A 16533-nucleotide genomic window follows, 5' to 3' on the forward strand; every position below is an offset into this window, starting at 1 on the left:
CCTCCTTAAATAATCGCATACCATAAGTCGCCAGCAGCGGGGCTACTTGGCTCATTAGCATTTACTGCTATGCTAGTTAACCCGTCAAGTTTTGATTTATCCCCGCCGCTCATCAGACCGGCGTTACCCCCTGCTACGGCATCCGGAATTACGTCGGTACCACCCGTGATATGTGTTGCTCCGTGGGCAGAGGGTGTACCTGACGCGTGTGAGTGTGAAGATATTACTCCTGTAAGTTTGGCCTCAATCTCGGCTTTGGTGATGTCACTATTTTTCTGAGCATTAGCTGGAGCGTGGGCAGATTGGCTATGATCGTAAGCTGTTTTTCCACGGTCACCGCGATAGGCTGTACTTGACGTTTCACCCAGGGCCAGGGAGGCACTTATTTCAACATAACTAGTACCACCCCAGCGATAGGTTTTATTCGTATCTATTGCGATGTAGATTTTCCCAGTTTCGCCGGTCGAGGGAAATGCGGCCTGATTTGCGTATTCTAAAACATCGTCTACATAGGATGGCAACTGCGATGCAGGCACTTTGCCGCTTGCATCGAGTTCAGGATACCCGTTAGCCGTTCCTTTTTTACTCGCATTTTCCGGTGTAAAACCCAGAGCAGTTTGCTTACCATTCCATGATGCTTTTTCAGTATCTGACACAAACCTTTTAGCCGTGGACTCGGTTACGTTCTCGGCTTTTGTCTTCGGATAGAGATTATCCCAAATTTCTCCGTTTCTTTGTTTGATTTGGACGTTTATATCAGCCATGGTATTGTCCACCTCTTCCTTTACTAATTTTTTATAGGCTCAAACCAATAACCATCAGTTTCCGGTGGAGTAGTGCTGGTTTGAGCATTTGCAATATTTACTCCACCGCCATCAAAATTTGCTTCAGATCCTATTGCAAACCACAGTGTTTTATGGTTCACTGCTGATGGTTCCTCTTCTTGCAAATATATACTTTCCGCCTCATACGCAGCAAAATCATCTATTTTCTGTGATAGCAATGGATGCAATTCTTCTTTTGTAATTTTTCCAGCCACTATTTCACTCTCCTCATAAGATAAATTATTCCTCTTTACATCGTATTAAGGGTCTATTGCTCACTTGCTTTTTATATTTTTGTCTCCTTCCCCTATTAAATTATTATCATTCCTCTCATAAAATAAAAATAAATGGTTAAAACAACTAATTGGGAAAATACAACAAACAATCCCTTGCCAAACATAGTTTTTTGACTTAATCCGTAGCTAGATGCTACGGCTAACCCAGAATTTGCAAAAATACTTAGATAGCTCATACCTATGGCTTTTGTTACTAATACGTATAACCAGATATTATCAGTAAACTGGCTACCTATGACTAATGGCAATAGTATTGTAGTAAGACCTGTATTTGTCATTATATTCGTTAGAACAATTACAACTACGAGAATTACAATAATACCTAACAATGAATAGGCGTTCTGAGGGATACTAAAGAGTACATTGTTTTTAATAAATGAACTAATCGTAGTGCCAAATAAAATACACATTGTCCAGATATAGAACCCTTTGTAAGGCATTTGTAATAACATATGCTTATCAATGTGAACCAAGAGACCAGCAATTAAGGCACAGACAGCTGTGATATACCAAGAAGATGAATTTACGAAAATACTACATAGTCCTATCAAACCAATTGTGCCAACAAGATACATTCGAATAGTTATCTTTGGATATTCAGTAGTTTTTATAACTATCTTTTGATTCTTAGTGAGTAATATCAGACAAATCAGGGTACACAACAAAGCTAAGAAAGTTGGCACCCAAAACAATCTAGCCCACGTCAGCATATCGAGAGGATGCCCTAAATAATCTGATAGGAGCATCCACCCGATAATATCATCTCCTCCGCCAAAGTATGTCCATTCACTACCAACCATATTTCCCCAGGTTGTAGCCAATAAAATATCTACTTTATTCATATCCCGGTATTCTGCATATAGGACAGCTAACGGAGTTAGTATATAAGCTAACGTAAGATCAATAGTAAAAGCACTTAATGTTGTGGCTAACATGAACCAAACCATGATCACTGTTTTGGAGTTAATAATTTTGTCTAAAGGCTTATACAATTGCTCAAGTAAGCCAGCCTTCTTCAAGCTCAAGATGATAATACTTAGAGAAAACATGATGATTAAATTTGCCCCTATCTTGCTTAGTAACATTGGTTCCATTATCTCTATCCCTCCGGAACACCGTTAGGATAATTACAGGTACAATTCTGAATAACAGACTGCATTTCTTCTCTCACCTTATCAGCATCATAGTCGTAAATGGTACCAAATTTATACTTTCCTAACATGGGACAAGGCGTAATATAACCGCACTCGTCGATGCTAAGCCTCTCACTAGACAATAGTAGTGGGCATTGTGTTTTTCTTCTCCTTAGTGTGCAATCCCTTATACTCTTGTTTGATACACGACTTTCTAATAACTGCTGAACGGATACTTCAGAAATTTTATCATCTTGTTTTAAATAACGACCTCGTCCATTAGGTGTGGCGAATTGCAATTCCAAAGGGACCTGTAGTCCTATTGTTACATAGTCAATAAACTTCTCTAGACTCCTTAGGTTTTTATGCTGCCCCATGAGAACATGCATCACTTTGACATTATGCCCTTTCGCCTTCTGTGTTTGGATAAATTGTATTGCCTTGTCGAATACTCCTTTACCTCTGATATTGTCATGAACCTCACTGAGGCCATCCAGGCTAACTTGAAATTTTATCCGGTCTACGACTTGATGACTGAATTCATGGGTTCCATTCGTATTGATGTGGGCAGTGCCCTGCTTTTGTAAGATATAATCAACAAAAGCTTTAGTTCTTCTATAATTAAAAGGAGCTAAAGGTTCTCCACCTGTCAGACGCAAGTGGTTTAAAGAGGGAAAAGTATCCAAAAACTTCAATACATCTTCAGTAGGCACTTCTACGTTTTTAATAGGCATGGCATCCTTGAAGCAATGCGGACAGTTTAGATTACATGAATTACTGACTACGATAACAGCACTCTCAACCATAAGACTCACTCCTAATTAAGAAGGTAACTTATTGCCGTCTTCATCATAGCCCCGCTTTATCAGGACTATACGCACGGCATCTTTAAGATCATCTGGTACTTCGTCAAAATCTCTTTTCCCTAAGATTATCAGTTTTGCAAATACATCAGCCATCTTTATATTCCTCCGATCGACTAGCTAATTGAATACATAGGTCCGCTATAGCACTCATAATAACTATCTGGTTTTCTAAGACTTCTTGTACATCAATTGATGGTTTAGGATCTTCTCCATAAAACATGTTAGTAACAGGATCGTAGAACCAACCCTCTTGAACCTCAGATATATCTGTGATATCCATAAGTACAATATTTGAAGCGAATTCAGGAGCTTCTTCAGCTTCAAATATCCACCATGCTTTATTTTCATGTATTTGGGCAAATCTTTTCACTATAAAACCTCCTTACCAAGTAATAGATATAGCACCATTTGTACCTTTTTCCCCTGCCTCGCCAGCGGCTCCTTTACCATATACTTTACTTGTTGTATCTGTAATACCCCCACCAGCTTTACCACCAGCACCACCATTACCACCAACACCAATAATTATAGTAATTGGTTGACCCGGATTTATGGTGAATTGTTGATTTAATGTATTAGGGGGGTAATGCCCACCTCCACCGCCACCGCCTGGATAATTAGTTCCCCAACACATACTACCTACCCATGACCCATGACCTCCTTTTCCACCACCTATAGCACCTCCACTATTACCCCCATAAGTGTTATTGGAATTCCCAGTATTATATCCAGTACCACCAGCACCACCTCTGCCAGTACCGCTTTGCCAATACCCACCAGCACCACCTTGTCCTACACCTGTTGCTGGTAACGATGCGTAACTACCAAAACTGGTAACACTACCACCGCTCCCTGCACTCCCTGATTCACCATTAGCCATAGATGGCGAAGAAGATTGTCCACCTCCACCTCCACCTCCACCGCCTGTTGCAGAGGTTATATTAACTGTAACCTTTGTCACACCAGCAGGGGGAGTCCAAGTATATGTGCCGGGGTTTGACCAAGATGCAGAACCAGATATTATAGCAGTCCCAACTTTGCCGAACAAATTGACACCATAAGCTATGTTATTTGGTACATAATCAGCATCCGTTATTGTTATATTGGAATCAATCCCATAGTATGCTGATGCTGGCATATTTAACTTTAAAGTAGTTCCTGATACAGATGAAGAATTACAGACATAATCCCCAGTATTTCTATTTGGCATTGTACCTGTTTTCAATCCCTCCTCGGTGCCAAAGGTAGTTCCGACTAAAACCTTATCTGGGGCTACGTCGCCATACTCACCCCCTTCACCCAATAATTGAAAATTTGAGCCAGTATAAACCAAGTGTACAATCTGGCCAGCTTTAATATTACCAGATGATAAGGCACTTCCATTGCCCTTGGTAATGCTTTTTGCGCCTAGGCCGTTGATGTTAATCGTGGACGCTCCGGTGTTGGCATTGGTGAACTTGGTTTTGACACTCAAACCCTCTGTCAGGGCTGTAATGCCTGTGATGGATACCATATAGGTATTTGTGCCGGATGCAGTGGCATAGCCGATATGCTGCACTTTATCTGCCAAATGCACAGCAAACGCATCATACCCCGCCACTCCTCCGGGCACATCCTTTTTCATCTCATCAGCCATTTTAGACACTGTCACAGTATCATTAGCTAGCACTGCCGCTGATATCGCTCCATCCGGACCGATAGGCACATTCTTCCACACCTGAATAAATATTTCTGTTCCTATATTTACGCCTTCCACCAACCGAACTATTTTCGGGTCAACAACACTATATCGCTCCGTGCTCAGCACCGTACTATTCTGGGCAACGGTTACCGTGTCTGTTTCCTTAACAAAGGTTTCCAAAGGTATTTCAAAATCAGTTTGACCCTGCTGATCAGCCGCCAATACATATGAGTAGGTTACCAGCTTGGGGATGCCGGTAGCTGTAACCAGCTGAATTTGCTGATCGGTATAGGCTTTGCTGCTTTGTTCCGCTTCCCCAAGCTGCTCTTCCAGAACAGCTAATCCAGCTGTGGCTTCATTTACTTCTTGCCCCAACTGGCTAAAATCTTCCTCAGTAACAATTTCACCATATTGCCAGTTTGTCTTTGCCATTCTCACCCCTCCTTAACCCGAATGGTCTGCGTTATGATTGTATCTGCGGTAATTGGTACATATACTTCATTTGAGCTGATGACATTATCAGAAACATCCTTAAGCTCGATTAAAACTACTGTCGGCACCACGCCACTAGGAACAATATATTGCATATTAACCAAGCCTTGCTCTGTCTCTTTAATACTAAAGTCGGTGATTTCGTAGCTCTCATTTAATACGATCTTGGCTACCTGACCATCTACATAATCTGCCACATTGGATAAAAACTCTGTTGATATCACTTAACGCTCACCTCCAAATCTGCTACGGCAAAAGGTGTCATTCCTACCCTCCATGTTGAACCCAGCCGGGTTTGCCTCTCTAATGTACGGAAACGTATATGCTCTTCCATGGAGATATGATCACCTAAAGCGGTTTGCTGGTTATAGATCAAGTTTGCCGGTTTGATGGTTTTTATTGTCCGCTCGACCTCTTTAAAGAGCGCCGCATTTTCAATGGCGGTCTCCACGAAAAGTAAAAAGTCTTGACCATCCGCACTCACAATTGCTTTCTCCTCACCCACTAGAAAATCCAAGCGGTCTTGAAGATAACGAATAGTGAACGGCGGCTTCGTTGAATAACGGTTAATAATCCGTTTTTTCCGGAAGTCCAGCGTTTCATTCGTGGGATCAGCCTGGATGCCCAGCATCCTTTCCCGGCGTTTTACCGCCTCATAGCCTGAAGTGAGAACAAATTGGTCAGCGAGTTGCTGATCCACTGTCTCACCTAGAGACTGTATTTCGGTATCCACTGCATCAGCTAGAAGCTGAAAGTCTAAAATGTTATCAAACAATTGGGGCCAATATTCTCTAATAGACTTACTCATTGATAATCACCGTCCCCAAGATTGGAATTTCTTCCTCATCAAGCAAGAAATTGGCCTCCGTCCCATTAAGCTTTGTTCCAGTCACATCTTCGACGCCTTGGACAGTAAGCATCCGAGCATCAATTTGTGCCATACGGATGATGATCTGGGTTTGCGCAGCCCAGGTTTTTCTTTGTTCTAAAAGATAGGCATCTAAGATCGCTTCTACATCGGACTGAACCTGCCCGGGAGTTACACCTGGCGCAAGTGTGAGTGTCGTTTCCACATCCACCGTAACCTTATCCACCCCGGCTATCGTCACGGCATGGCCGATCGGTGCCTGCCCCAGTCCCATCCCCTGATTCTCTTCCGGATCCATGGTGGATTGGACCTCATTCACTAATTCAGGAGATGGCTTAGCCCAGTCAGAGGCAATAATCGTGCATTTCACAGTGCCACCTCCAGCCCAGGTGGGAAAGACTTTGGTTCCTCCTACGCCATTGATAGCGTTGATTTTCTGCCGATAATCTGCCATATTCCCGCCAAAAGCCGGTTCGTTTACCGTCTCATAGTATCGGGAGAGCAGGGCTTCGTCTGTCTCCTCATCCTCACCTGGAACCAGCACCTCGGTGAGTTCCGCCTTGGCCAAACTATTGACATAGGCGATAGGGAGCAAATCCCCAAACTGCTGATTGCCTGCTGTGCCGGCCGTTTCACATTCAAGAACATACGCGCCGGTACTGATCTGTTCGATAGCTGTATAATTCAGCCCACCGATGCTGTAGCGGCTGCCTAGCGGAATGTTAAGAAGGGCATTATTACTATCCAGAAATCCGCCACGCCGCCAGGCTTTTGTAGCCACCTTCCGCTTGATTCCAAACTCAGCGGCCCGGCGGGTTAAAAATTCTCCGCTGGCCGTATCCGCGAAAGAAAGATTATTGTTAACCTCTAACTCGGCATATGCCTGAGCCAGCTCTGCCGCTGCCGGGGCCAGGGCATCGTAAATCAGACTGCCCTCCCGCTTGTCGATGGTCTCCGGCACCCTGGCGAGCATCCTGACCAAAATCGCCTCATAAGTCTGATGTTCATACATTAATCGCCCACCTCCTGAGTCATATTGAATCTCCCATAGGTGCTGATCACGGTAAACTCAATCAGCAGGCCATCTCCCGCAGCTGTGGTCTGCACATTTTCGACTCCTGTGATCCGATCATCTTGAGTCAATGCCTCTTCAAGCATCCTAACAGCTTCAGATTTCACAAAAGCCCGATTCATGCCTATCAATTGACCCAACTCACTACCGTAATTTGGGGTGTAGATCAAATGGCGAAACCGCTGGGTCTGCAGAATCTTGGCCGCGGCTTGTTGCACAGATTCCAATCCGTCCAGCCTCCCAGTGATGCGCCCTTTGGCCGGGTCAAGCCTCCAGGTAAGGGAAGGCCGTTGGGCATACTGAATCACCCCATGGGTAATGCTTCCACCTGTGGGGATCATAAAGACACCACCACCTTATCTAAAATGACATAACGCTGCCCACCCTGGACTCTAAGCATCAAAACCCTATCCCCCGGGGCAAGTCCGGAGCGAATCACGATTCTTTGGGTTAAAGCTTCCGACGTGTTACTCGTAGACCCATCATCGGTGTATTGGTGCGTATGTTGTAAATCCACTTCATATTTTGACATTCTCTCCGGCACAATTAAAAAATCCGCCGGCAGTATAAAGCGTTGATCGACTTTGACACTGAGCGGATGCACGGTTAAGATTTCGCCAAAAAGGATATTTACAGGGTTCGAGGCATCCACAGCATCAGATCCAGCTGCTTTGATCAAGTCTAATAAACTAGACATTATATCACCTTCCTAGTTTGTTTTTCCATCAAATAACCCTTAATTCCAGGCTCATAGTATGATTCACCCCATCGAAGCTATGAGTACATTCATCGACCAGAAAAGGCTGATTGATTCCATACTCCGCTATTTGAATTCGTACATAGCGACCGGCCCGAACCTGGATATCCCCTAGCGCCTCGATCTTAAGAGATTTCGTCTCCCGATTTTTAATGGCAGATAGATTTTTAAGCAGCTCATCAATCTGGGCATAATTCATCTTTTCATCTACCGATTGACAAAGCTGCAACACTCCCCATTTGGCCACATTAGCACTGTCGCGTTCCTCGTAGACTTCACGCATCCCGGTTTCCTCATTGTCCTTATATAACTTGATGACATTGTGCGTATCAGAATCAATGGAAACCTTATGACTGAAGCCTGTCATAAGGCTATGATCGCCGATGATAAAATCCAAGAGAAAATCCTCAACATTCTGAACGGTTAGAACCCCGAAATCATCAAAGAAGACATAGTTCTTGCCGGTATTGATGAGCGTCAGGTCCAGTGCCTTACAGATCATATCCATCAGCTTCTGGTTATCTTCGGATAGAGTCGGTATCCTATACTCTGTATCATCAATGCGGCCTATCTCAAGTTGGAATTTGGCCGCTATATCTCTGACTAGCTCTGAGGCTGTGATATTCGTATAAATACAAGTATCACTGGCCATGAGGTAGCGCAGCTGGTCATAGCAGGTGATTCTGACCTCCTCATCCTTACCGCCATCTATACTAAAGATATAACCATAGAAGACTTTGGTGCCATCTTCCATCTGAACATGGACAATGTCCCCGTTGGAGTACTTAAAGGACTGTTCCTGATCGGGCGCATTCTTGATGAGCGTAAAATCCATGCTACCGGCCTTGCCAATCCGGCTCGTTTTCCAATTCAGAGCAGCGACGATCTGGGAGACGTCCCACACGTTTCCATCTTTATTGTCGATCGCGATTTTCAGCATCTTTAACTCCCTTCCGCTGGATCTATTAGGGCAATTTTACTACCCGACCGATCTGCAGCCGCTTAATCTCCGCGTCCGTAATACCATTTAGCTTTTGTATTTCCGGCCAGCGGGCACCATTGCCCCAATGCTTCTGAGCCACCGCCCACAGGGTATCCCCAGCCACCAGTGTATAGGTCTTAGGGGAGTTAGTTTCATTTGGTCTGACCGGCGCCGGAGGCGGTACTGCCGCTGTGGAAGCCGATTTATGGATAAGATTTTCTATCGGTACCTTTTGTGCCGCATAGGGGATATACCTTTTTAGCTTAAGTGAGTATTCAAGATCCCCTGAGCCGCCGGCAACCTCTTTCCATTCAAAGCTCTCAATACTGGCCAAGGTGTTGATTTCAAATCTGTCCGAGCTAAAAATAAAGTGGATGGATTGCTTAGACTCCATCCATTTTATGATAAGTTGGACATATTCGATAGGCTGCAAGAGTGTTTGAACTGTCACAAAGGGATAGCGCTGGGCTGGAAAGATGCTGCTGAATCCGTACTCGATGCGCTGGGGATTCTTAATAATGTTGATTTCACCCAGAGCTATGATGTCATAGGTTTTGTTGTTGCCAGACTTATTCACTTCAAGGCTTCCCGGCATGACAGGAAGCTCGAAGGATTCGGCCTGGTTGCTGAGGCTGAGTTTAATGTTATAGGGCATTTGGAATCACCTGCCTTTCAAGGGTATCTTTACTACTTAATTTCCATATACTGCTGATGCTGATGATGTGATATCTCTCTCCAGCATTGTCTTAATCTTTGCGACGATGGTGTCCGCATCGCTCCCGTTACGGATGTCTCCTGTAGTCACAGATACGGTCGGTGTCAGGGTAACGAAGTTTTGGATGTTCTTCATTTCGGCCAATTCACGCATGATCTTCAGATCCTCACTGGAGATATCTACAGTATCCTTGATTTTGCCGACTGTTCCAACTTCGTCAATGTTGGGGATGCCTTCTTCCCCCCCTCCTCCAGCTATTGCTCCAATATCGTTGTTAAGTCCGAACATATTTGTTAAATCAAACTTTTTACTGAGGTCGTCTCCCCATTTATATCCAGACTCAAAAGCCTTAGTAGGCTCATAGCGTTCAAACTGTATATCACGCGAATCCAAGCGTTCAAATTTGTATGTCGGCTCGCCCACTAAATCATCAACTACACCCTTCAGCCCGTCCCGCCATCCACCAACTACATCAACTAAGTTAGATCCAAATATTGCGTCGATCGCCGATGCTACGGTCACCAGAATCGAAAGAATTGTATCGGCCATACCGGAGAATAACCTTACTATCGAGCCTACTGGATCATTAAACACATTGGCGATGAATTCCGCAAGTATAGGAATAATATTTAATACTGTGTCTACTGTATTTAGCATAAAGTTTGCAATCGCAACTAGAATGTTTCCTATGAAGGCTACAAGCCACATAAAAGCCCCTGCGATTAGACCTGTAGCAGAAATACTAGTTCCTGCGAAATGATTCACGGCAGCCACAGCGAGATAGAAGATACCAATCAAAATGAAGATTGCTCCGATAATCCAGGTGATAGGGCATGCGGCTAGGGCAGCATTCAACCCATTCTGGGCTATTATTAATCCCATTATTGCTAGCGTTTCTGCCGATGAGGCTGCGGCATGTGCAATCTTAAGCGCAATATCTTTAACTGTATTTGCCATACTTATAAGCGATTTGCTGTTGTATATGATCAAAGCACCAATTATCATCCACAATAATGGTATGATCATGCTCCAGTTCTGCTGTATTCCTATCGCTAATCCTATAGCCATACTCGACAGATTCGACACAAGTTTTGAAACCACAAAAATACCATTACTTAGCCCATTGAAAAAGGCTTGCATTTGCCCGTCCTCAAACATTTGGTTTATCAGATCAAAAAGTGGCGTTAGTGCTGCAACGGAGCTTTCCCCGGCATTCGCCATATTAAATTTAAAATTACTTACAGCTCGTTCCCACTTTGCAGCCGGCCTATCCAGCATCTTTTCAAAAGCTTCCTCCGTCATATTTTGTTGATTTAATAACTCATCCATTCCTTTAATGAATCCATCCACATCCCCTTTCAGCCCGGCTTGGTATGCCGCACTGCCCTGGAGCATTGTTCCGCTCATATTAAAGCCTTCGGCGATTGATGTGTAGTCGCCGGACATAAGTTCCTTCATGGAAAGAGCTGCCCCCTCTAATCCTTCTGCAGGATTCAGTTTTGAGAGCCGCGCCGCTAAAGCATTAAGTTGAGTTAACTTATCAGGATCCATGGTAGTGGACATAAAGGACATTGCTCCCGAAAGAGAGGTATTTACATCTTCTCCCCATCCCAAGGCCTGCTTTGTAATCCGGTCATAAATCACCGCACCTAAAGGCTCGCTCCCGGTTTTTACACTGAAAGTATCCATGATCTGCTGTTGCTCCATTGCAGCACCAATTGTTGGCTCACCGATTACTTTAGCTGCCTCTATTAAGCGGTCTGCAACATCGGACATTTTACCGAACATTTTTAACGCTGAATCGATCGTTGCCACATTGCCACCTCCTTTTGGGTTTCCTGGCGAAAACAAGGTTTCGGCTAGTATGGTGTATTAGATATTATCTTCTTTTCCTTTTAGCCCTGGCCGCCTCGTCTTTCTCCTTTTTAATCCTGATATCAATCATGGCATAAACAACCGCCTTTTCCTTACGGGGTAATCTTACCAATGCCCCGGGTAAAATATGAAGCTCGTGGAGGGCGTAGTAAGCGTAATTCGCCTCACCATCGCCCTCCTCAATTAGTTTTTTGCTTCTTCGACCAAATCGTTCATGCTCTTGTCATAACCATTGACTTCACTGACAATATTGGAAAAAGTGGCATATTCGCCATCCTTCATTTTCGTTTTCATAGCTTTCAACAGATTTTCAGCCCCCAGCACACCCCAGCTTTGCTGAAGCTCCTGAGATTTGAAATCAGGAACTGTTGTTGTTTCAATAATTAACTTAGCCACAAAGGCATCCTGATCCGTTTCAACAAGCCGCTGACCTTTATGGAAGGTTGTTTTGCGGCAGCTCCTCCTGATCTCGTCACCCGTGGCGGCTGAAATAGGCTTAAACTTCATAATCTTTTCCTTCCCGCCAAGGCTTACTCTCCGTTCAATCGGTTCAACCTCTTCAAAACTGTCCATTAAGAAATCCTGTAAATCACTCATAATTCTTTAATCCTCCTAAACTCCCCAAGACTTAAAACTCTTATTGCCGCAGGCAAGAGAAGGAGACCAGAATACTGCTGATCTCCTTTAAAACTCTTCTTTAAGACGAGTTGGGGATATGCCTCATACCCTGTCCATAACCCCGGCCCATAATCGCAAAACCCTTTTATCCCGTCACCGGCCGGCTGAACTGATCCAGCATATCAATATCCTCAAAGGTAAAGGGCATCTCCTCTTCCAAAGGATCGTCTGAAGTGATATCAAAAGACGCTGCTGTAACGCTGTCCAAATTGCAGCCCTTAAGCACAACGGTCTGCTTTCCTACACCCGAGGCCGGGTCCTCATTGACGATCTGAAGATCAAAGTAGAAATCCCGCCCGGTTTTCACATAGTCGATCATCAGCTGCCTGAACAGGCTCGTAATGTAATAGATCGTCAGGGTCCCACTGCCGGTCCAGCCAGCAGCCTTCTTTCCCACATTCGTCCTGCCGAGAATAGGCACATCCGCTTTATTCTTTTCGATAGTTGCCTCAATGGATTTAGCATAAAACAACTCTTCCACCCGGCCATTGATCGTAGCAAAAGCTTTGGCCTGTTTGCCGCTCACTGCGTCTTCCGCTCTTAAAAATGCCATCTTATCTCACCTGCACTTTCTATTTAATCCGCACACGAACATAAATCTTTTCAATGCTGTCTACCGGCCATGCGTAAGCCTCAATATAGACCCCATCCACATCGTCCCCGGACTGGACTGTTAGATCAGTCTGACCATCAAAATTCTTAATTGCGTCAATATCCTGCAAAGTGTTCATGTAGTTAATGCACTCTGATTTCAACAAATTCCGTCCCTCTGCATTATTGGACACTTTACCGATATAGAACTTAGAAAAAATCCGCACAAAATCATTGTTGATTCCGTCCAAGACCCTGATCACCCGGTTCTTGGCGAACTGTTTCCCTTTATCCGCCATGAAACTGGTCAATGTATTAATGTCCTGTTCCACCAACGCCTGGTTGTCATTAGCAGTAAATAAAAATTCCCCCGCCTGCAAAGCTGCGATGATCTGTGCATTGGTATACCGGGGGGACACATCAACAGCCCCATCATAGCCCTGGTAAGTGAGGGATTCGTTCACCCGTGCCCCTGCCGTGGCACCGGCCACCCACGCTGTCGCCTGAGCTGCTGTCAAGGCAGTTCCATCAGCGAGCACCACACCATTTTTAACACTAATCACACCCTCATAGTCAGCCGCCGGATAGTTTTCGAGAACGACCTGGATCTTCTTCCCTTCGTCATCCCGGAGCCGTTTGGCAAAGGCGGTGAAGGTGGCTTTGAGCGCATCATCTGTGCTGGGCAGTGCGATAGTGTTAAAATCGCAAATCTCCACAGCAGCCAGATAATCCACATAGGCCTGATTGGTTACAGTTCCGTCGGAGCCGTTCACCAGTGGGGCACCTGCTGTTTCTGTTAAGGCGCCGGTACCGGAAAAGATGACCCAGTCGTTTGCAGCAAGGCCGGCGATATCGGACACAGTTTGCTTATCGAGCTCAGCTCCATCCACTAAGGTGGACACATCAAACTTTGTCTCATCATCGATATTTTCCTGGATAACGAGGGCCATGTCGTTGCCACGGGCTCCACCCCACTTAGCCGTTACCGTCAAGTTTCCGACCGTCACCGCCGCCTTCGTGCCGGCGTTCAGCCGGTAGAGGAGCAACGTCTTGGCCCGTTTCAAAGCCTCATTGATCAAGCGTAATTGGGCATCCATGATGGAGTACCCCAATTTTGGGAATACATCCTCACCGGCTTCGATGGTGATCATTTTACCGGGTTCGCCCCAGCTCAGAATCAGGGGCATGGATACAATCCCCCGTTCCCCCAAAGTCCCTGCCGCTTGGGGCTCAGATTTGAAATTGATATATACGCCGGGTCTCACCTTGTTTTGAGCTGTAAATGTGCCTGCTGCCATTTATTTAGCCTCCTTTGTTCGAAAGTCCTCAGAAATTGAGATAACCTCACTCTTGGTATAGTTGGCATCGTCCTGCAGCAAAGCCTCCAGCACATCCCTTTGCTGCGCTGAGAATTGCTTTGATTGCAGAATCTGCAGCTTTGAATATACTTTTTCAATAAGTTCATCTTTCTTAGCCACGAATAAATCCCTCCTGTTCCATGGTCTGCATCAGTGGCTCCAGGGTCGCCTCTTTTATAACCTGGAAATTATAATCCACAAAAAAATGCAGTACCCCTTCGATGATTTCATGTCGCATTTTCGTGCCTCGCATTAGTCTGTCGCCCTCGTCAACCACTGGGATCAACTCCATTGCTTCGTACAGTTGCTCAGCCACATCGTGCATGTCTTGATTTTGTCTATTCCCTTCGCCTTCTCCCTCATCTACCACTACCGGGAAGTAGCAAATATCGAAAGAGTGGTTCCGTTGATATCGCCGGCCAAGAAGCTGATTCTGCGACACCGGGAAAAGCTTGACAAAAAAACAAGGCTTATCAAAGCCTTGCCGGATCTCTTCGCCATAAACAGAGATGCCGGGGAAATGTTGATGCAGTATTGTTATCACACTGTCCCGGATCCCATTGCCTGTAATAGCGCTCATTGGATCACCCCCTTCGACAGTCGGTTATTCATGATTTGCCCCATTGGCCGCTTGGCCGGATACTTGGTCCAGCTCTTTTTCTTTCCGACATACGTCCCGGTAAAGCCGTAGTTCTCCTGATAGGCCATCCTCACCTCCTATAATAAGGAAAGGCGCCCATCTCTTGACGCCTTTCACTGATACCATAATACTACGGAAATGGTGTTAAATACTTCGCAAATTCTACACTTATATTAACCTCATCCTTAAAGCAAACTTCCTGATTATTCTTTTTTTATCTCCATAGTATTTTGTTTGCCCTATGTGCAGCTCACCGATGATTCCAAAGTCTGTATAGCAACTCTTAAAATACTTCATCTCCACTAATCGTGTTTCCTCTTCCGACAACTCTGCTAAGACATCCTCGATGCACATCACAACATCTTTCATCCTTCTAACTCTCTGTTCATTAGCAATAACCCCTGCTACTTCATCATGCGTTGGGTCACTGATCCGATTCTGCGAAAACCTCCCCGTCGGGTCTTTGCCAAGCCCCGATCTAGCACCTCTATACAGCATCTCTTTATCGTATTCACCAATAAGTTTTTTATAGGTCCGATAATTCCTAAGTTCTGCCTCGACATATTGGTGAATATGCTTCTCAATTCTTTCTTCCACTGCCGCTCCACTCCTTTATCTGCTCACACCAACTCTATCAGCTCATTGGAACATCGCACATCCACCAACATGTATTGCTGTGGTGCCCGCGTGACCCATAGTGAAGGTGCTCTTCACAACGCTTAAAAATTAATAGTTCTATTTATTTCACTTCTGATTTCTTCTATTCGCTTTACAACGTCTCTGAGGGAAATGCAATCTGATTCCCTGATTTGACGCTTTACAAGTTCCTTAAGACAATGATTGAGATCTGAGCAATAAGCAACTGCTTTTAATTCTTCTTGCCCCTTTGTCTTTTTACCGTTACTAACGAATTTTGTGTTAAGAATATATTGGTATTCATCAGAGGTGATGCAGTATTTCTCATTTATGTCGATTCGCATACTATCTCTCCACCTTTATATCCAACTTCTCCGCGCTCCGCCTGGAAGAGTTTTTTCCTGTAGGTTCAATCCATGGTAATCTATTCATTATCCCATCCCCGCCAAGTCATTTGGATTTGCATCATTGACTATAGGATCAGTGGTTTTCTAGTTTGTATAACCTATTATGCTAGAGAACCACTGATCCTACTTAAGCAATCCACACAGCAGACAGCTTCAACTTGATTATTAATGAGCTGATGTACTGACTTGGCGAAACATGATATACTAAGATAGAGATTATTTTTATTCTGCCCGTTAAATCTGCCAGGACTTGCGGGCATTTTCTTTTTGTTCAGGCATTTTCATTAGCCTGACTTCCCTTCAATAAAAATGAATTCTGCATTTGACTTTTTTCTTGAGCATTGTGGTTCACCTCCACCTTTTCTCTTTGGATAGTCAGGGCTTTATGGTCCCTCCCCTGACTAATATCTCAGCCCATTTGCTCTTAGGGAGATTATCCAGCTTTCGAGTACGATAAGACGTGATTGCCTTAAGCCACTTCAAAGGTTTTATTCTATATAGCCTGCAACCGCTCATTCATTTCACCTCCCATCCCCATCGATAATCTCTAAAATAACTACTGGCAAGGGTATCTTTGACGTTCACGCCGACGGAGAAGAGTTGCAATCCTTAAAGCTTGGTTTTCACCAAACATATTCTCATTCCAACTTCATATTTCATGA

23 protein-coding genes are annotated in these 16533 nt (G+C 44.6%); all 23 read right to left on the reverse strand.

Annotated features, from left to right (window positions below; genetic code table 11):
* Nucleotides 1-5: 5 nt before the first annotated feature.
* A complete protein-coding gene (locus tag DESLBE_RS09685) occupies nucleotides 6-764 on the reverse strand; it encodes a hypothetical protein (RefSeq protein WP_144676461.1) in 759 nt (252 codons plus the stop codon).
* Nucleotides 765-787: 23 nt separating this feature from the next.
* On the reverse strand, nucleotides 788-1039 hold the full coding sequence (locus DESLBE_RS09690) for a hypothetical protein (protein WP_144676463.1): 252 nt from the start codon (nucleotides 1037-1039) through the stop codon (nucleotides 788-790).
* 95 nt (nucleotides 1040-1134) lie between these two features.
* Nucleotides 1135-2214 carry a sodium:proton antiporter gene (locus DESLBE_RS09695; RefSeq protein ID WP_144676465.1) on the reverse strand — a complete coding sequence of 360 codons (1080 nt, stop codon included), beginning with the start codon at nucleotides 2212-2214 and terminating at the stop codon, nucleotides 1135-1137.
* 5 nt (nucleotides 2215-2219) lie between these two features.
* The gene (locus DESLBE_RS09700; RefSeq protein ID WP_144676467.1) at nucleotides 2220-3059 is read right to left on the reverse strand and encodes a radical SAM protein; all 840 of its coding nucleotides are present in this window, start codon (nucleotides 3057-3059) and stop codon (nucleotides 2220-2222) included.
* A gap of 15 nt (nucleotides 3060-3074) precedes the next feature.
* Nucleotides 3075-3212, reverse strand: coding sequence for a CD1375 family protein (locus tag DESLBE_RS26545; RefSeq protein WP_172625410.1), 138 nt, complete (start codon nucleotides 3210-3212; stop codon nucleotides 3075-3077).
* Nucleotides 3205-3489, reverse strand: coding sequence for a hypothetical protein (locus tag DESLBE_RS09705; protein WP_144676469.1), 285 nt, complete (start codon nucleotides 3487-3489; stop codon nucleotides 3205-3207). Before DESLBE_RS09705 ends, DESLBE_RS26545 begins: the two co-directional genes overlap by 8 nt.
* A 12-nt stretch (nucleotides 3490-3501) precedes the next feature.
* Complete coding sequence (locus tag DESLBE_RS27000) at nucleotides 3502-5232, reverse strand: hypothetical protein (RefSeq protein WP_243131280.1); 1731 nt, start codon at nucleotides 5230-5232, stop codon at nucleotides 3502-3504.
* A 2-nt stretch (nucleotides 5233-5234) separates the two neighbouring features.
* Nucleotides 5235-5516: a hypothetical protein gene (locus DESLBE_RS09715; RefSeq protein ID WP_018213737.1), complete on the reverse strand. Its 282-nt coding sequence runs from the start codon at nucleotides 5514-5516 to the stop codon at nucleotides 5235-5237.
* The gene (locus DESLBE_RS09720) at nucleotides 5513-6100 is read right to left on the reverse strand and encodes a putative phage tail protein (RefSeq protein ID WP_015943415.1); all 588 of its coding nucleotides are present in this window, start codon (nucleotides 6098-6100) and stop codon (nucleotides 5513-5515) included. Before DESLBE_RS09720 ends, DESLBE_RS09715 begins: the two co-directional genes overlap by 4 nt.
* The gene (locus tag DESLBE_RS09725) at nucleotides 6093-7172 is read right to left on the reverse strand and encodes a baseplate J/gp47 family protein (RefSeq protein WP_144676471.1); all 1080 of its coding nucleotides are present in this window, start codon (nucleotides 7170-7172) and stop codon (nucleotides 6093-6095) included. The genes DESLBE_RS09720 and DESLBE_RS09725 overlap by 8 nt, the downstream gene beginning before the upstream one ends.
* Nucleotides 7172-7573 (reverse strand): DUF2634 domain-containing protein, encoded by a 402-nt coding sequence (locus tag DESLBE_RS09730; RefSeq protein WP_144676473.1) that lies wholly within the window; start codon nucleotides 7571-7573, stop codon nucleotides 7172-7174. The genes DESLBE_RS09725 and DESLBE_RS09730 overlap by 1 nt, the downstream gene beginning before the upstream one ends.
* Nucleotides 7570-7929 (reverse strand): DUF2577 domain-containing protein, encoded by a 360-nt coding sequence (locus tag DESLBE_RS09735; protein WP_144676475.1) that lies wholly within the window; start codon nucleotides 7927-7929, stop codon nucleotides 7570-7572. The genes DESLBE_RS09730 and DESLBE_RS09735 overlap by 4 nt, the downstream gene beginning before the upstream one ends.
* 28 nt (nucleotides 7930-7957) lie before the next feature.
* Nucleotides 7958-8929, reverse strand: a complete 972-nt coding sequence (locus DESLBE_RS09740; protein WP_144676477.1) for a hypothetical protein — start codon at nucleotides 8927-8929, stop codon at nucleotides 7958-7960.
* A gap of 25 nt (nucleotides 8930-8954) precedes the next feature.
* A complete protein-coding gene (locus tag DESLBE_RS09745) occupies nucleotides 8955-9626 on the reverse strand; it encodes a LysM peptidoglycan-binding domain-containing protein (protein ID WP_144676479.1) in 672 nt (223 codons plus the stop codon).
* A 36-nt stretch (nucleotides 9627-9662) separates the two neighbouring features.
* On the reverse strand, nucleotides 9663-11501 hold the full coding sequence (locus DESLBE_RS09750) for a hypothetical protein (protein ID WP_144676481.1): 1839 nt from the start codon (nucleotides 11499-11501) through the stop codon (nucleotides 9663-9665).
* A gap of 243 nt (nucleotides 11502-11744) precedes the next feature.
* Nucleotides 11745-12158 carry a hypothetical protein gene (locus DESLBE_RS09760; RefSeq protein ID WP_144676483.1) on the reverse strand — a complete coding sequence of 138 codons (414 nt, stop codon included), beginning with the start codon at nucleotides 12156-12158 and terminating at the stop codon, nucleotides 11745-11747.
* A gap of 166 nt (nucleotides 12159-12324) precedes the next feature.
* Entirely contained in the window at nucleotides 12325-12792 is a 468-nt protein-coding gene (locus DESLBE_RS09765; RefSeq protein WP_144676485.1) for a phage tail tube protein, read from the reverse strand.
* A 19-nt stretch (nucleotides 12793-12811) separates the two neighbouring features.
* A complete protein-coding gene (locus DESLBE_RS09770; RefSeq protein WP_144676487.1) occupies nucleotides 12812-14128 on the reverse strand; it encodes a phage tail sheath family protein in 1317 nt (438 codons plus the stop codon).
* On the reverse strand, nucleotides 14129-14308 hold the full coding sequence (locus tag DESLBE_RS09775) for a hypothetical protein (protein WP_144676489.1): 180 nt from the start codon (nucleotides 14306-14308) through the stop codon (nucleotides 14129-14131).
* Complete coding sequence (locus tag DESLBE_RS09780) at nucleotides 14301-14768, reverse strand: DUF6838 family protein (protein ID WP_144676491.1); 468 nt, start codon at nucleotides 14766-14768, stop codon at nucleotides 14301-14303. The genes DESLBE_RS09775 and DESLBE_RS09780 overlap by 8 nt, the downstream gene beginning before the upstream one ends.
* The gene (locus DESLBE_RS27285; protein WP_282433452.1) at nucleotides 14765-14896 is read right to left on the reverse strand and encodes a hypothetical protein; all 132 of its coding nucleotides are present in this window, start codon (nucleotides 14894-14896) and stop codon (nucleotides 14765-14767) included. The genes DESLBE_RS09780 and DESLBE_RS27285 overlap by 4 nt, the downstream gene beginning before the upstream one ends.
* Nucleotides 14897-14996: 100 nt before the next feature.
* Nucleotides 14997-15425, reverse strand: coding sequence for a transcriptional regulator (locus DESLBE_RS09785; protein WP_144676493.1), 429 nt, complete (start codon nucleotides 15423-15425; stop codon nucleotides 14997-14999).
* Nucleotides 15426-15547: 122 nt separating this feature from the next.
* Entirely contained in the window at nucleotides 15548-15808 is a 261-nt protein-coding gene (locus tag DESLBE_RS09790) for a DUF5405 family protein (RefSeq protein WP_144676495.1), read from the reverse strand.
* Nucleotides 15809-16533 lie beyond the last annotated feature (725 nt).

It is taken from the genome of Desulfitobacterium sp. LBE (assembly GCF_007830365.1).
Classification (GTDB): Bacteria; Bacillota; Desulfitobacteriia; order Desulfitobacteriales; family Desulfitobacteriaceae; genus Desulfitobacterium; species Desulfitobacterium hafniense.

Excerpts from the sequence above, each read along its gene's own strand:
- DESLBE_RS09685 (WP_144676461.1), bottom strand. The coding sequence starts at position 764 with ATGGCTGATATAAACGTCCAAATCAAACAAAGAAACGGAGAAATTTGG.
- DESLBE_RS09695 (WP_144676465.1), bottom strand. The coding sequence starts at position 2,214 with ATGGAACCAATGTTACTAAGCAAGATAGGGGCAAATTTAATCATCATG.
- DESLBE_RS09700 (WP_144676467.1), bottom strand. The coding sequence starts at position 3,059 with ATGGTTGAGAGTGCTGTTATCGTAGTCAGTAATTCATGTAATCTAAAC.
- DESLBE_RS26545 (WP_172625410.1), bottom strand. The coding sequence starts at position 3,212 with ATGGCTGATGTATTTGCAAAACTGATAATCTTAGGGAAAAGAGATTTT.
- DESLBE_RS27000 (WP_243131280.1), bottom strand. The coding sequence starts at position 5,232 with ATGGCAAAGACAAACTGGCAATATGGTGAAATTGTTACTGAGGAAGAT.
- DESLBE_RS09720 (WP_015943415.1), bottom strand. The coding sequence starts at position 6,100 with ATGAGTAAGTCTATTAGAGAATATTGGCCCCAATTGTTTGATAACATT.
- DESLBE_RS09725 (WP_144676471.1), bottom strand. The coding sequence starts at position 7,172 with ATGTATGAACATCAGACTTATGAGGCGATTTTGGTCAGGATGCTCGCC.
- DESLBE_RS09730 (WP_144676473.1), bottom strand. The coding sequence starts at position 7,573 with ATGATCCCCACAGGTGGAAGCATTACCCATGGGGTGATTCAGTATGCC.
- DESLBE_RS09735 (WP_144676475.1), bottom strand. The coding sequence starts at position 7,929 with ATGTCTAGTTTATTAGACTTGATCAAAGCAGCTGGATCTGATGCTGTG.
- DESLBE_RS09740 (WP_144676477.1), bottom strand. The coding sequence starts at position 8,929 with ATGCTGAAAATCGCGATCGACAATAAAGATGGAAACGTGTGGGACGTC.
- DESLBE_RS09745 (WP_144676479.1), bottom strand. The coding sequence starts at position 9,626 with ATGCCCTATAACATTAAACTCAGCCTCAGCAACCAGGCCGAATCCTTC.
- DESLBE_RS09760 (WP_144676483.1), bottom strand. The coding sequence starts at position 12,158 with ATGAGTGATTTACAGGATTTCTTAATGGACAGTTTTGAAGAGGTTGAA.
- DESLBE_RS09765 (WP_144676485.1), bottom strand. The coding sequence starts at position 12,792 with ATGGCATTTTTAAGAGCGGAAGACGCAGTGAGCGGCAAACAGGCCAAA.
- DESLBE_RS09770 (WP_144676487.1), bottom strand. The coding sequence starts at position 14,128 with ATGGCAGCAGGCACATTTACAGCTCAAAACAAGGTGAGACCCGGCGTA.
- DESLBE_RS09780 (WP_144676491.1), bottom strand. The coding sequence starts at position 14,768 with ATGAGCGCTATTACAGGCAATGGGATCCGGGACAGTGTGATAACAATA.
- DESLBE_RS27285 (WP_282433452.1), bottom strand. The coding sequence starts at position 14,896 with ATGGCCTATCAGGAGAACTACGGCTTTACCGGGACGTATGTCGGAAAG.
- DESLBE_RS09790 (WP_144676495.1), bottom strand. The coding sequence starts at position 15,808 with ATGCGAATCGACATAAATGAGAAATACTGCATCACCTCTGATGAATAC.